Origin of the sequence: Aeromonas enteropelogenes, assembly GCF_020097295.1 — a bacterium.
GTDB classification, from domain to species: Bacteria; Pseudomonadota; Gammaproteobacteria; order Enterobacterales; family Aeromonadaceae; genus Aeromonas; species Aeromonas enteropelogenes.
The window spans coordinates 470,361-483,658 of sequence record NZ_CP083625.1; the positions used below are offsets into that span (position 1 = coordinate 470,361).

The following is a 13,298-nucleotide window of genomic DNA, read 5'->3' on the forward strand; positions in this document are numbered from 1 at the left end:
AAAAATGTTGAATTTATGTTGTAAAAAACGAGTGCGATCACGTCTTCAGATCTAAAGCCTCCCCCCTCCTCGATCAGGATGCCGAGGGAACATGGTGTGAAAGCCACGCTTCCAACGCTTGCTGCGCCGCCTCGAAACGCCCCCTCAATGTGCCAGTATCCCCCTCTCCTGCCTCCAGCGCGGCGCAGTAATCGGCAAATTCTCCGAGCCCCAGGGCCAGAGCGCTCCCCTTGAGCTTGTGGGCCAAAGATCGCCTCTGCTCTTCATCATCGCTTTGCTCCAGTCTGGCGACCAGCTCGCCCCCCTGGCTGGCGAACAACTCGGCCAGCTGGCGGATGCGCGGCCCGCCCAGCAGGTGCAGGTCAGCTTCCAGCACAGGGTTGGCGATCCGCGTCGGCTCAGCCGGGACGGGTGGCAAACCCTGCTCGACAAGCAGTGGTGCGGCAGGCTCGCCCTCTTCCTGAAACTGGCGTTCGATGGCGCTGGCCAGGGCCGCCAGGCGCACCGGCTTGCCGACGAAATCGGCGAACCCGGCGGCGAGACAGTGGCGGATATCCTCCGGGTACATCTGGGCCGAGATGGCGATGGCGGGCAGGCCGCAGCCATGTTCCTCCTCGCTGATGGCGACCAGATCCTCGCGCAACGTCATGCCATCCATGTCCGGCAGGTTGATATCGAGCAGGGCCAGCTCGAAGGGGCGCTCGGTCACCCGCGCCAGCGCGGTGCGCCCGTCTTCGGCCAGAGTAACCCGGTGGCCGAGGCGTGCCAGCATGCCCTGGGCTACCAGCCGGTTGATCTCGTTGTCCTCCACCAGCAGGATCTCCCGCGGCTGGCCGAGGCGCACCGGCTGGGAGCTAACCGGCAACCGGGCAGCCGAGCGCTGCAGCGGCAGGCTGAAGCTGAATTCACACCCTTGACCCGGTTCGCTGGAGAGATTGAGCTCTCCGCCCATGGCCGCCACCAGCCGGCGGCTGATGGCAAGCCCCAGCCCCGTGCCCCCCTGATGGCCCATGTCCCGCTTGCGCTGGCGGAAGGCCTCGAACACCGCCTCCTGCTCCCCGACCGGAATGCCGGGGCCCGAGTCTTTCACCACGAAGCGGATGCAAGGCTCGGCACAGGGGCCCGCACAAGCCAGAGGGGCCACCACCAGGGTGATGCACCCCTCGCCGGTAAACTTGACCGCATTGCCCAACAGGTTGGCGAGCACCTGGCGTAGCTTGCCCACATCCCCCTCCACCACGGGGGGGAGCGAAGGGGCATACTCCAGCGCCAGCGCCACCCCTTTTCCCTCGGCCTTCGGTCTGAACAGGGCAATAAGCTCGTCGGCGAGCTGATGGAGGGGGAAAGGCTCGCGACGCGCCTCCACATGGCCCGCCTCTATCTTGGAGTAGTCGAGGATGTCGTTGAGGATCTCCAGCAGGGATTCGCCGCTGTGCTCGATGGCGGCCAGATAGCGCTGCTGGGTCTCGCTGAGATGGGTGTCTTCCAGCAGGGTGAGGCCGCCGAGGATGCCGTTCATGGGGGTGCGAATTTCGTGGCTCATGGTGGCGAGGAACACCGACTTGGCCCGGTTGGCCTGCTCCGCCTCGGCGCGGGCCAGCCGCTGCTTCTCCACCTCTTCGTTGAGGCGCGCATTGGCATGGCTGAGCTGCTCCGTGCGCTCCTCGACCCGCGACTCCAGCTCCCGCTGATAGCGGCCAAGTTCAATGGCATTGTCACGAAACACCTGCAGTGCTCGCGCAAGCTCCGCCAGCTCGTCGCGCCCCGCTTCCCCAACCGGCGTCAACGGCGTCAGATCCCCCTTGGCCAGGCGGCTCATTCCCTCCACTGCATGCTGCAGCGGCCAGACGATGCGGCCATAAACCATGCGCCACATCAGCAGGATGAGCAGCACCAGGGTGAACAGACCGATCACCATCAGGGCCTGTTCCAGCAGTTGCAACCGGGCGCTCAGGGCCTGCTGGCTCTCCCCGAGGGAGTCCCGAGCCTTGTTCACCAGGCTACCGACCTGACGGTTGAGACTCTCCATCAGGGCCTCGTTGGCGGCGGCCAGCACCCGCAGCGCCTCCCCCTTGCCGAGCCAGTCGCTGCGCAGCTGCACCAGCCGATCGCTTTGCTCCAGCACAGTCAGCGCCTGCTCCACCGCCTGGCGGCGCGCGGGGTCAGTCACAGCCCCGGATCGCAACCGCAGGATAGCCAACTCACGGCGCACGTCCTGCAGCAGGGTTTGCAGCCCCTCCTGCTGCTCGCTGCGCCAGATCTCCTCGATGCGCTGCTGTTGCATCAGGGTACGATGGCGCAGCTCCGTCATCTGCTCCAGCCAGTCGAGATCCTGCTCCAGCAGCCGATCGATAGCCCGATCTGCAGACCGTCCTTGCAGTGAATAGAGGGAGCCAAGCCCCGCTACCATCACGGTTTCAGCGTTCTCCATCTGGCTGCGGGCCAGCTCCGCCACCTGACCGGCGGCTTCCACCAGGCGGGATCGCAGGGCACTACCTTCAGCCATTAACGTGAGCCGCTCCCCTACCAGCCAGCCCTGCTGGCCCAGGTTGCCGATGATGGTCTGGCTGAGCTGGTGCAACTCATCGGGCGTCTGCTTGCCACCCCCATGGCCCAGTTGCTCCAGCACGCGCTGCATCTGCTGCCCCTGCAGGGTGAGCAGCCGCCCCTGATGCTCCCGCTCCCCTTCGCTGGTCGCGGAGGCCAGCAGGTGGGAGGAGCTCTGGATCTCGCCGCTCAGCCGCGCCAGGGTGCGGGCCAGCTCCTGATCCGCCAGGGTCTGTTGCACCCCCTGCTCCAGCTGGCGCAGATGAGTGAGCCCGATCCACCCCAGCAGGGAGGCGCTCAGGGTCAACAGCGCCATCAGGGAGAAGGCCAGCAACAACTTGCCGCCCAGGCCGGAAAAGATTCTCACGGGAAGTACCTTGGTTGTGGTCGACTTTGACCGGATAATATGGCTCCACACTTTAACAAAACCCCTGGCCATGCGAAGCGTCTATCTCTCCCTGCTGCTCATCTTGCTCCCGGCCTGTGTCCACGCCTTCGAGGTGGATCACTGGCCCGACGGCACCTTCAGCGGCCAACCGGTCAGCCTCGACTGGCCAGCACCAGCCCCCCTTGCGCGCCCCCTGACCCTGTGCGCCCTCTATCCCCATCTGCGCGATGCCTACTGGCTGTCGGTCAATCAGGGCATGGTGGAAGAGGCCAAGCGGCTCGGCGTGAAACTGCGCATTCATGAGGCGGGCGGTTACGGCGCCATTGCCGAACAGCGACAGCAGTTGCAGCAGTGCGTGAGCGAGGGGAGCGACGCCATCCTGCTCGGCGCGGTGAGCTACGACGGCCTGAACGAGGCGATCAACGCCAGCCCGCTGCCGGTGTTCGGGCTGGTCAATGATCTGCCCGCCGGGCTGGTGCGGGCCAAGGTGGGGGTCTCCTGGTACCAGATGGGCTGGCAGATTGGCCACTGGCTGGCAAAGCGCCACCCTGCCGGAAGCCCGCCGGTCTCGGTGGCCCTCTTCCCCGGCCCGCAGGCGAGTGGCGGCAACAACTTCGTCGAGCCGGGTTTTGCCGACGGCATCAAGGGAAGCGCCATCAGACTGGTGACCACGGCGCGCGGTGACAACAGCCGCGAGATCCAGCGTACCCTGGTGCAGCAAACCCTGGCTCGCCATCCTGACCTCGACTATCTGGTGGGGGGCGCCATCGCCGCCGAAGTGGCGGTCAACGAGCTGGCGCAGCGCCAGCTCGATCGTCCCAAAGTACTGAGCACCTACTTCAGCCACGGGGTCCAGCGCGGCCTGCGCCGGGGCAAGATCCTGGCCGCCAACAGCGATCAGATGCGCCTGCAGGGACGCCTTGCGGTGGCCCAGGCGGTCTGCCTGTTGCAAAAGCCCGATGCTGGCGAACGCCAGTGCCCAAGGGTGATGGGCCCCCCCATCCTGACCCTGGAGGCCCCTCTGGCCGACCCGGGCAACTCCTTGTCCGATGGCGCCTTTCGCCCCGTCTACCGGGTCGGTACCGACGCCAGCGGCAAGTAACGCCACCAAACTCAAGGAAGAAGAGATGAGAACATTGCATGCAAGCTGCCTGTGCGGCGCCGTCGCCCTGACCCTGCCGGATCAATTCGACTACATGGGCAACTGCCATTGCAGCGAGTGCCGCAAGTTTTCAGGGGCGGATTACGCCTCCGTCGGCGGGCTGGATGGCTACAAGGTAACCATCGCGAAGGGGGCTGAAGCCATCAGCCGCTATCAGAAATCGGACGAGACAACCCTCGCCTTCTGCCGCCACTGCGGTTCCAGCCTGTTCAGTCAGAAACGCAGCAGCGGCAAGATCAATCTGAGGCTGGGGGTACTGGACGAGGCGCCGAGCCAGCGCCCCGCCTTTCACATCTTCGTCGCCTCCAAGGCGCCCTGGCACCAGATCGGGGACGACTGCCCGCAGTTCGACACCCGGCCACCGGCCTGAGCCCCTCTTGATATGACGGCCTGCGCGAGGAAAAGCACCAGGCCCTGATATGGCGCCCCTGGTTTTAAGAGGCTATCTCGCCGGCGAACAGGTAGCCTTCCCCGTGCACGGTGACAAACAGCTGGGGATCCCGGGGATCCTGCTCCATCTTGCCCCGCAGCCGGCGGATCAGCACGTCTATGGTGCGATCGCTCGGGCCATCGCCGCGGTGGCTGGTGAGGGCCAGGATCCGCTCCCGGCTCAGCACCCGTCCGGCATTGGCGATAAAGGCCACCAGCACCTCATACTCCGCCTTGGTCAGGCGCACCGGCACCCCGTCCTTGCTGAGCTGGCGACGGGGAATATCGAAGCGCCAGGGACCAAAACGCACCGCATCGTCGGCCGGGGCCGGCTCGCACGGCGTTGCCGCGGCCAACGAGATGCGCCATAGCAGGTTCTTGACCCGCACCAGCAATTCCCTGAGCTCGAATGGTTTGGTGACATAGTCGTCGGCTCCCATCTCGAGGCCAACGATCCTGTCCACCGCATCGCTGCGACCGGTCACCAGGATGATCCCCACTGTGCTGCGGGCGCGCAGTTCACGGGTCAGCAGCAAGCCATCCTCCCCCGGCAGGTTGATGTCCAGCATCACCAGGGCCACCTCCTGCTCTGCCAGCACGGCCCGCATCTCCTGGCCGTTTTCGACTGCGGTCACCCGATAGCCTTCCCGTTCGAAATAGCCGGTCAGCTTCTCGCGGGTAACGGCATCATCTTCAACAACCAGAATGTGGTGGCTCATGGGCAAGGTCCGCGGCGTTCAACAAGGGAGGGTTATTCTATTCATATTTTGTCATAAATACCCCTATTTCATTAATTTCCGACGGCAGCCCTGTTCACAACGCCTCCCTATCATGACCTCCATCAAAAAAGTGATGTGAGAGACCATTATGAAAAAACTGTGGCATTTCCTGCGCACACCCAGCCGTCGCTGGTCGGTGCTGGCGCTGGTTCTGGCCGGCGTCGGGGTCACCCTGGCCGGTACCGTTGGCTTGCACTACGGCTTCGAGAAGACCAGTACCCTCGAGTTCTGTATCTCCTGCCATACCATGAAGGACACCGTCTACCCCGAGTACAAGGAGTCCATTCACTTCAAGAACGCCTCCGGCGTCCAGGCCGTCTGTACCGACTGCCACCAGCCGAAGGACTTCGTCGGCAAGGTAGCCCGCAAGATGGAGGCGGCCAACGACCTCTATCAGCAGTACATCGGTCACAGCATCGACACCCAGGAGAAATTTGAAGACAGGCGTCTGCACCTGGCCGAGAAGGTCTGGGCGCGCATGAGCAGCCAGAACTCCAAGACCTGCAAGTCCTGCCACAGCTACGACAACATGGACCACGCCAAGCAGTCTCCTGCCGCCGCCAAGGCGATGACCGAGGCCGCAGCGAAGAACATGAACTGCATCGAATGCCACAAGGGCATCGCTCACGAACTGCCGAACATGGCGGGCGGCTTCCGTGCCACCTACGCCACCCTGGCAAGCGAAGCCCAGCAGGCACCGGCTGCCGAGACCCTCTACACCCTGGGTGAGAAGGATCTCTACGAAAGCGAAGAGAGCACCGATCCGGTCGGCAAGCTGCTGCCCGCCTCCCGCATCGAAGTCGTGGCCCGCAGCGGCGATCGCCTCAAGGTGACCATCGAAGGCTGGCGCGAAACCGAAGGCAAGGGCCGCGTGCTGAGCGAGTACATGGGCAAGCGAGTCTTCGTGGCCACCATCCGTGACGAGCTCAAGGCAAACGAGAAGATCCTGAAACAGGAAACTGACAGCGCCACCCATATCAAGTGGGAACAGGTGCAGGTTCAGGCCTGGGTCGATGGCAAGGGCCTCGAATCCTCCCTCAAACCGATCTGGGATTATGCCGGCGAGATGTACAAGTCCACCTGCAACTCCTGCCACGCGGCGCCGGATCCGGCTCACTTCACCGCCAACGGCTGGATCTCGGGTCTCAAGGCCATGTCCGCCTACTACCGCCTGAGCAAGGAAGAGGAGCGCACCCTGCTCAAGTACCTGCAAAACCATGCCGCCGATACCGGTGGTCAGGGCAGCCACTAATTCCGGATTCGAAAGAGGAATAACAAGATGATCAATATTTCCCGTCGTGGTTTTCTGGGTGGCTTGCTGGCCAGCGGTGCCAGCGCCCTGATCGGTCCCTCCCTGCTCGGTCGCGCCGTGATGGCCGCCGAGTCCGGCGAAAAACTGGTGCAGTCCGGCTCCCACTGGGGCGCCTTCCGCGCCCGTGTGGTCAACGGCCGCTGGGTCGAGACCCTGCCGTTCGAGCATGACAAGCATCCGACCGAGATGCTCAAGGCCTTGAGTGAAGTGGTCTACAACCCCTCCCGCATCCGCTACCCCATGGTGCGTCTGGACTGGCTGCGCAAGGGCCACCAGTCCGACACCAGCGAGCGCGGCCAGAACCGCTTCGTGCGGGTGACCTGGTCCCAGGCGCTGGACTTCTTCTATCACGAGCTGGAACGGGTGCAGAAAACCTATGGCCCGAGCGCCCTCTACGCCGGTCACTCAGGCTGGCAGTCGGTGGGCAAGCTGCACTCCGCCGGCGCCATGCTGGGCCGCGCCATGAACCTGCACGGTACCTATCTGGCCAAGGCCGGTGACTACTCCACCGGCGCCGCCCAGGTGATCCTGCCCCACGTGGCGGGCGCCATGGAGGTGTACGAGCAGCAGACTTCCTGGCCCCTGGTGCTGGAGCACAGCAAGACCATCGTCATCTGGGGTTCCGATCCCATCAAGAACCTGCAGGTGGGCTGGCTGGTGCCGGATCACAGCGTCTACGAATACTGGGCCCAGCTGAAAGAGAAAGTGGCCAAGGGCGAGATCAGGGTCATTAGCGTCGACCCGGTCAAGTCCAAGACCCAGAAGTACCTCAATTGCGATCAGGTGACCCTGAACCCGCAGACCGACGTGCCCCTGATGCTGGGTATCGCCCATACCCTCTACAGCGAGAAGCGTCACGACGAGGCCTTCCTCAAGAACTACACCACCGGCTTTGACAAGTTCCTGCCCTATCTGCTGGGCACCAGGGATGGTCAGGTGAAGGATGCCGAGTGGGCGGCCGCCATCTGTGGCGTGCCTGCCGAGACCATTCGCGAGCTGGCGCGCACCATGGCCAACGGCCGCACCCAGCTCATCGGCGGCTGGTGCGTGCAGCGCATGCACCACGGCGAACAGTACGCCTGGATGCTGGTGGTACTGGCCTCCATGCTGGGCCAGATCGGCCTGCCGGGGGGCGGTTACGGGTTTGGCTGGCACTACAACGGCGCCGGTACCATCACCAGCACGGGCCCCATCATGTCCGGCTTCAGCTCCGTCATTCCCGGGGTCAAACCACTCCATGACGGCGACTGGAAGGGCTACTCCAAATTCATCCCGGTGGCCCGTTTCGTCGACTGCATCCTGAACCCGGGCAAGCGCATCGCCTTCAACGGTCAGACCATCACCTATCCCCAGATGAAGATGGCGGTGTTCTGCGGCAACAACCCGTTCCACCACCAGCAGGATCGCAACAAGATGATCGCCGCCTGGCGCAAGCTGGAAACCGTGGTGAGCGTGGATCACCAGTGGACCGCCAGCTGCCGCTTCGCCGATATCGTGCTGCCGGCCACCACCACTTACGAGCGGGATGACATCGAGCAGTGGGGTTCCCACTCCAACGCCGGCATCCTGGCCATGCACAAGGTGGTCGAGCCACTGTTCGAGGCGCGCGACGACTACGACATCTTCGCCGATCTCTGCCGTCGCTTCGATCGCGAGGCCGAGTTCACCGGTGGCAAGAGCAAGCTGGAGTGGATCCAGAGCATCTATGACGACGCCCGCCTGCAGGGCCGCGGCATCGGTATCCGCCTGCCCCGCTTCAGCCAGTTCTGGCACGGTGAAGGCTTCGTCAGCTTCCCGGCGGGCCAGCCCTGGGTGCGGCACGAGTCGTTCCGCAAGGAGCCGGATCTGGAGCCGCTGGGCACCCCATCCGGCCTCATCGAGATCTACTCCAAGACCATCGCCGACTACGGTTACGCGGATTGCCCGGGCCACCCGGTCTGGATCGAGCCTTATGAGCGCTCCCACGGCGGGCCGGGCAGCCAGCAGTTCCCGCTGCACCTGCAATCCTGCCACCCGGACAAGCGGCTGCACAGCCAGCTCTGCTCCTCCGATGCCTACCGTGCCACCTACACGGTGCAGGGGCGCGAGCCTGTCTACATGAATCCGCAGGACGCCAGGGCGCGCGGGCTCAAGGACGGGGATCTGGTGCGAGTCTTCAACGGCCGCGGTCAGGTGCTGGCCGGTCTGGTGGTGAGCGAAGACTACGCCCCCGGCGTGGTGCGCATCCAGGAGGGGGCCTGGTACGGCCCGCAGGAGGGCGGCAAGGTGGGGACCTTGTGTACCTATGGCGATCCCAACGTGCTGACCGCCGACATCGGCTCCTCCAGCCTGGCGCAGGCCACCACGGCCCACACAGCACTGGTGGAGATCGAGAAGTTCCGCGGGCAGGCGCCGACCGTCACCGCCTTCGGGGCACCGGAGTCCGCCAAGGGCATAGATCCCATGTTCCCGGCACTGTGACCCGAGGGGACGAAAGTCACCCCTTGAGTTTCCTTTATTTTTAAAGTCGTTAGAATCGGGAGCCTCTATGGCTCCCGATTGTCATCCACGGAGGATAAATGCAGGAATTCATGGCTACCAGCGAACGCCGGGCCGAGCTTTACTGGTGGTTCTCCACCCTGTTCGCTGCCGAGCTCAGTGATGCACAGATCGCTGAATACGACACCTATGACGTGCGCAGCTTCTTGAAGAGCCTCTCCACCCTCGACCCCATGCGCGAGGCCGTGGCCGAACTGAACGAGGCCATTGCCCGCCTGCTGGTGCGCCCGGATCGCCAGCTGGAGCTCGCCGCCGACTTCGCCGGCCTGTTCCTGGTCGACCCCAAGCAGGGCGCCCTGCCCTACGAGTCGCTCTATCGCGGTGAGGGCAAGCTGTTGATGCAGGCCCCCATGAGCGAGATGCAGGCCCGCCTCGATCGCCTCGGCATCAACGTCAGCGACAAATACAAGGAGCCTGCCGATCACCTGGCCATCGAGCTGGATCTGATGGGTAACCTCATCATCCGTGCCGCCGAGGCGACCACCGCCGCCCAGCGTGAAAGCTGGCTCGGCGAGCAGGAGTCCCTGCTGCACGGCCACCTGCTCGGCTGGTTCGACAAATTCGAAACCGCCTGCCGCGCCGCCGACCAGTTCGGCTTCTACGGCGCCAGTGCCCGGCTGCTGGGGGTATTCCTCAAGATGGATGCCAACTACCTCAGCCTGGTCAAACCGGCGCAAGCCGCCGACTAAGCCGATGAAGACAGCCCTGCTCCTGATAGCATGCTGGCTGCTGGCCCTGATCCCGCAGGATCAGGGCATTACTCCCCTCGTCGCCCTGCTGTTCAATCCGGACCGGGAACTCTACGGCACCGCCCAGCTCACCGGCTTCGCCGGCATACTGCTGACCCTTTACCTCGCCAACCTCGGCGTCGAGGTGGTGCTGCGCCGCCGCTTCCAGATAGCGGGCATGCTGGCCCTGCTGGCCGCCTGGATCGACTTCATTCACAGCAGTGGCAGCGAGGCCCACTGGCTGCAGCTCTATGCCATGGCGCTGCCTTTTCACCTGATCGGCTGGCTGGTATTCGTGCGGGGCATTCAGGCCTTCGGCCGCGAGAAGGGGTGACGGCCTACTGGCCGCCGATTTCCAGCTGCCAGCTGTCATCCCGTTCGTTGAGATAGCGGGTCAGCGGAGAGTCGCCCTGATAGCGGGGCGTTTTCTTGAACTGGAGCGGGAACGGCTCATCGACCAGCGACTGGTTCAATGAATCGGCTACCTGTTCACGCACCGATGGCGCCAGTCCAGCCCCCTGTTCCACATAGCCCTGGCCGGCAAAATCCGATTCGAACGCGGGGGCCTCAAACTGCCAGGCCGCGGCCAGCAACATCAATCCAATCATCAAACAAACTCCTCTTTACCGTCTCTCATACGCCTTGTTTTCCGTATTTTTGCCGCATCTTATGCTCGAGGAAAGAGCAAGACCGCTATTAATGCCTTTATCAGAGGGCGGATCTCTCCGTAGATGCCCTTGCTGCCTGGTCTGAACGAGGTTTTTGCCGCCCTCTGAAAACGATCACCTAACCCCAGCTGACTCCCTACCCGAGAGTTCGTGCCATACTGAAATCCACTTAAGTAACAAATCAGTCAATGCCGAGGTCTTCATGGACGGGAAGCTTTTCAATGCCGATGCCGAGGCACTCCTGACCCAGCTGTCTGATCACACCGTTCTGGAACAGCTGATGGATACGGCGCCGCTGGGCATAGGCGTATTCGATCGCGAATTTCGTTATCGCAGGGTCAACCAGGTGCTGGCCGACATCAACGGCAAGAGCATCGCGGAGCACCAGGGCAAGTTATTGCGGGAAGTGGTGCCCCAGTTGGCCCCTACCCTGGAGCCCATGTTTCAGCAGATCATGCGCAGCGGCGTGCCCTATGTGGATATCGCCATCTCGGGTCAGACCGCCGCTCACGGCTGCAGCTACCGGCGCTGGCAAGCCACCTACAGCCCGATGCGCAATGAAAGGGGGGAGCTTAACGGGATCCTCGCCATCGTGCGGGACATCACGGAGCAGTACGAAACCGAGCAGCGGCTGCAACTGGCGATGCGCGCGGCCCAGATCGGGGTCTGGGAGTGGCATGTTACAGAAGACCGTCTGCTGTTTGAGGGGCAGATTGGCTCCCTGCTGGGCCCCCGAAACAACCGCTTCCTCGGGGGGCTGCAGTCGTTCGTCGACTGTTTCGAGCCCGAATCCGGCAACCAGCTCAAGACCGCCCTGCTGGGGGATCAGCCAATCCACCTCACCTTGAGTTACATCAACCACCTCGATGAGCGTCACTGGGTCGACATCCATGCCGATCACGTCCCTGCCACCGAATCCGTCGGGCGCCGGGTGATGGGGGTGATCCACAATGCCACCGCCCGCCGCCGTCAGGAGGAGCGGCTGCACCAGGCCAACGTGGTGTTCGATACCACGGCCGAAGGGATCATCATTCTCGATCACGACCACCGCATCATCTCGGTCAACCCGGCATTCACCATGCTGACCCAGTACGACTCTGACGAGGTGATGGGGCACACTATGGATATGGTCATGCATCTGCAAACTCACGGTGCGCGCGACTATCCCTGGTACCAGTTGCAACCGGGCAACAATACTTGGCATGGCGAGCGACTGTGCCTGCGCAAGGATGGCAGCTACTTCTCCTCCTGGCAGCAGATCAGCGCCGTCTACGACAGTTTCAACAACACCACTCACTTCGTGATAGCCCTCTCCGACATCAGCGCCATCCGCAAGGTCGAGGCCGAGCTCAACCATTTGGCCTACCACGATCCCCTGACGGAGCTTGGCAACCGCCATCTGTTGCAGGAGCGGCTGGCCCTTGAGCTGAAGACGGCCAAACTCAACCGAAAGCGACTGGGGCTGTTGTTTATCGACCTGGACGGCTTCAAGCTGATCAACGACAGCCTGGGCCACGGGGTCGGCGATCAGTTGCTCAAGCGCCTGGCAGAGCGGATCCACGGCTGCCTGCAAGCACACGATCTCGCAACACGGCTTGGCGGCGACGAATTTCTGGTGTTAATCCCCTATCTGGATCAGCCCGAAGAGCTGGAGATGCTGGCCAGTACCCTGTTGGATGTGCTGCGTGAGCCTGTAGAACTGGTCCATGAGCAGGTCGCCATCTCCGCCAGTATCGGGATCGCCCTCTACCCGGACCATGCCGATACGCCCGAGAGCCTGATCAGCGCAGCAGACAGCGCCATGTACGAAGCCAAGAGCAAGGGGCGCAACGGCTACCAGTTCTATACCCCCAGCATGGCCGCCCGTGCCCGGGAAAGAATGCAGATGGAGCAAGGGCTGCTCAAGGCGCTGGAGCAGGATCAACTCTGCATCTTCTACCAACCCATGACCGACCTCACCACTGGCCACTTAAGTGGACTGGAGGCCCTGATACGCTGGCAACACCCCCATGAGGGGATGATTGCCCCGACCCGCTTTATTCCGGTGGCGGAAGAGTGCGGGCTGATCGAAAAAATCGGGGAGTGGGTGATGCGCAGCGCCTGCCGCCAAGGACAGAGCTGGCTGGCGGCAGGTCTGGACGTGCCCCGCCTATCGGTCAATGTATCGGTGCGGGAGATGCGCTCCCCCGGTTATGTGGAGCGGGTCGCCGCCATCCTGAAGGAGACCGGATTCCCACCAGAGCGGCTGGAAATCGAAGTGACCGAGAGCATCATTCAGCGGGTCGATCAGAGCCTTGAGCTCTTCACCCGCCTGAAAAATCTCGGGGTGCAGATCGCCATCGACGACTTTGGCACCGGCTTCTCATCCCTAAGCCTGCTAAAAAGCCTGCCCATCGATCGTATCAAGATAGATCGCGCCTTCGTCCAGGCGCTGCCAGATGACAAGAACAGTCGCGAGCTGTGCCGCACCATCATCAATCTGGCGGACAGCTTGGATATGGAGGTCACGGCGGAAGGGATCGAGACCCAGGCCCAGTATGCATTCTTGCAGTCGCTCAACTGCGGTGAAGGTCAGGGCTATCTGTTCAGCAAGCCGCTACAGGTGGAACATATGAGCCACCGGCTGGCTCCGCCCCCCCAGTCCTAGGTCACACCATTGAAACAGGCCCTCGGTGCAGCAAATGCCGGGGGCCGATTTTTCCTACCTCATAACTGACAATCGGATAAAAAAACGCCCTCCATGGGCG

General features: G+C 63.1%; 10 protein-coding genes. 7 read left to right on the forward strand and 3 right to left on the reverse strand.

Annotated features, from left to right (window positions below; genetic code table 11):
- Positions 1 to 73: 73 nt before the first annotated feature.
- A complete protein-coding gene (gene torS / locus LA321_RS02160; RefSeq protein WP_042073302.1) occupies positions 74 to 2,914 on the reverse strand; it encodes a TMAO reductase system sensor histidine kinase/response regulator TorS in 2,841 nt (946 codons plus the stop codon).
- 70 nt (positions 2,915 to 2,984) lie between these two features.
- On the opposite strand from torS, the gene torT reads away from it, so the two are divergent.
- Together torT and LA321_RS02170 are read left to right on the forward strand one after the other, a co-directional pair.
- Entirely contained in the window at positions 2,985 to 4,037 is a 1,053-nt protein-coding gene (gene torT / locus LA321_RS02165) for a TMAO reductase system periplasmic protein TorT (RefSeq protein WP_042073303.1), read from the forward strand.
- A gap of 25 nt (positions 4,038 to 4,062) precedes the next feature.
- On the forward strand, positions 4,063 to 4,467 hold the full coding sequence (locus LA321_RS02170; RefSeq protein ID WP_042073304.1) for a GFA family protein: 405 nt from the start codon (positions 4,063 to 4,065) through the stop codon (positions 4,465 to 4,467).
- A gap of 64 nt (positions 4,468 to 4,531) precedes the next feature.
- Here the strand turns inward: LA321_RS02170 and torR are convergent, their stop codons facing one another.
- Positions 4,532 to 5,245, reverse strand: coding sequence for a two-component system response regulator TorR (gene torR / locus LA321_RS02175; protein ID WP_042073307.1), 714 nt, complete (start codon positions 5,243 to 5,245; stop codon positions 4,532 to 4,534).
- A gap of 148 nt (positions 5,246 to 5,393) precedes the next feature.
- Between torR and torC the strand changes: the two genes are divergently transcribed.
- The 4 genes from torC (at position 5,394) to LA321_RS02195 (ending at position 10,217) form a co-directional block, all read left to right on the forward strand.
- Positions 5,394 to 6,557 (forward strand): pentaheme c-type cytochrome TorC, encoded by a 1,164-nt coding sequence (gene torC / locus LA321_RS02180; protein WP_042028133.1) that lies wholly within the window; start codon positions 5,394 to 5,396, stop codon positions 6,555 to 6,557.
- 27 nt (positions 6,558 to 6,584) lie between these two features.
- Entirely contained in the window at positions 6,585 to 9,077 is a 2,493-nt protein-coding gene (torA, locus tag LA321_RS02185; RefSeq protein WP_042073309.1) for a trimethylamine-N-oxide reductase TorA, read from the forward strand.
- 98 nt (positions 9,078 to 9,175) lie between these two features.
- On the forward strand, positions 9,176 to 9,844 hold the full coding sequence (torD, locus tag LA321_RS02190) for a molecular chaperone TorD (protein WP_017788403.1): 669 nt from the start codon (positions 9,176 to 9,178) through the stop codon (positions 9,842 to 9,844).
- 4 nt (positions 9,845 to 9,848) lie between these two features.
- Positions 9,849 to 10,217, forward strand: a complete 369-nt coding sequence (locus tag LA321_RS02195) for a hypothetical protein (RefSeq protein WP_042073311.1) — start codon at positions 9,849 to 9,851, stop codon at positions 10,215 to 10,217.
- 4 nt (positions 10,218 to 10,221) lie between these two features.
- On the opposite strand, the gene LA321_RS02200 is transcribed toward LA321_RS02195, so the two are convergent.
- Positions 10,222 to 10,491 (reverse strand): hypothetical protein, encoded by a 270-nt coding sequence (locus tag LA321_RS02200; protein ID WP_042028137.1) that lies wholly within the window; start codon positions 10,489 to 10,491, stop codon positions 10,222 to 10,224.
- A 262-nt stretch (positions 10,492 to 10,753) separates the two neighbouring features.
- Between LA321_RS02200 and LA321_RS02205 the strand changes: the two genes are divergently transcribed.
- A complete protein-coding gene (locus tag LA321_RS02205) occupies positions 10,754 to 13,198 on the forward strand; it encodes a sensor domain-containing protein (RefSeq protein WP_082043464.1) in 2,445 nt (814 codons plus the stop codon).
- Positions 13,199 to 13,298 lie beyond the last annotated feature (100 nt).

What these genes read in the sequence shown, in the direction of transcription:
- torA (WP_042073309.1), top strand. Translation starts at nt 6,585, where the DNA reads ATGATCAATATTTCCCGTCGTGGTTTTCTGGGTGGCTTGCTGGCCAGC.
- torD (WP_017788403.1), top strand. Translation starts at nt 9,176, where the DNA reads ATGCAGGAATTCATGGCTACCAGCGAACGCCGGGCCGAGCTTTACTGG.
- torC (WP_042028133.1), top strand. Translation starts at nt 5,394, where the DNA reads ATGAAAAAACTGTGGCATTTCCTGCGCACACCCAGCCGTCGCTGGTCG.
- LA321_RS02200 (WP_042028137.1), bottom strand. Translation starts at nt 10,491, where the DNA reads ATGATTGGATTGATGTTGCTGGCCGCGGCCTGGCAGTTTGAGGCCCCC.
- torR (WP_042073307.1), bottom strand. Translation starts at nt 5,245, where the DNA reads ATGAGCCACCACATTCTGGTTGTTGAAGATGATGCCGTTACCCGCGAG.
- LA321_RS02205 (WP_082043464.1), top strand. Translation starts at nt 10,754, where the DNA reads ATGGACGGGAAGCTTTTCAATGCCGATGCCGAGGCACTCCTGACCCAG.
- LA321_RS02170 (WP_042073304.1), top strand. Translation starts at nt 4,063, where the DNA reads ATGAGAACATTGCATGCAAGCTGCCTGTGCGGCGCCGTCGCCCTGACC.
- LA321_RS02195 (WP_042073311.1), top strand. Translation starts at nt 9,849, where the DNA reads ATGAAGACAGCCCTGCTCCTGATAGCATGCTGGCTGCTGGCCCTGATC.
- torT (WP_042073303.1), top strand. Translation starts at nt 2,985, where the DNA reads ATGCGAAGCGTCTATCTCTCCCTGCTGCTCATCTTGCTCCCGGCCTGT.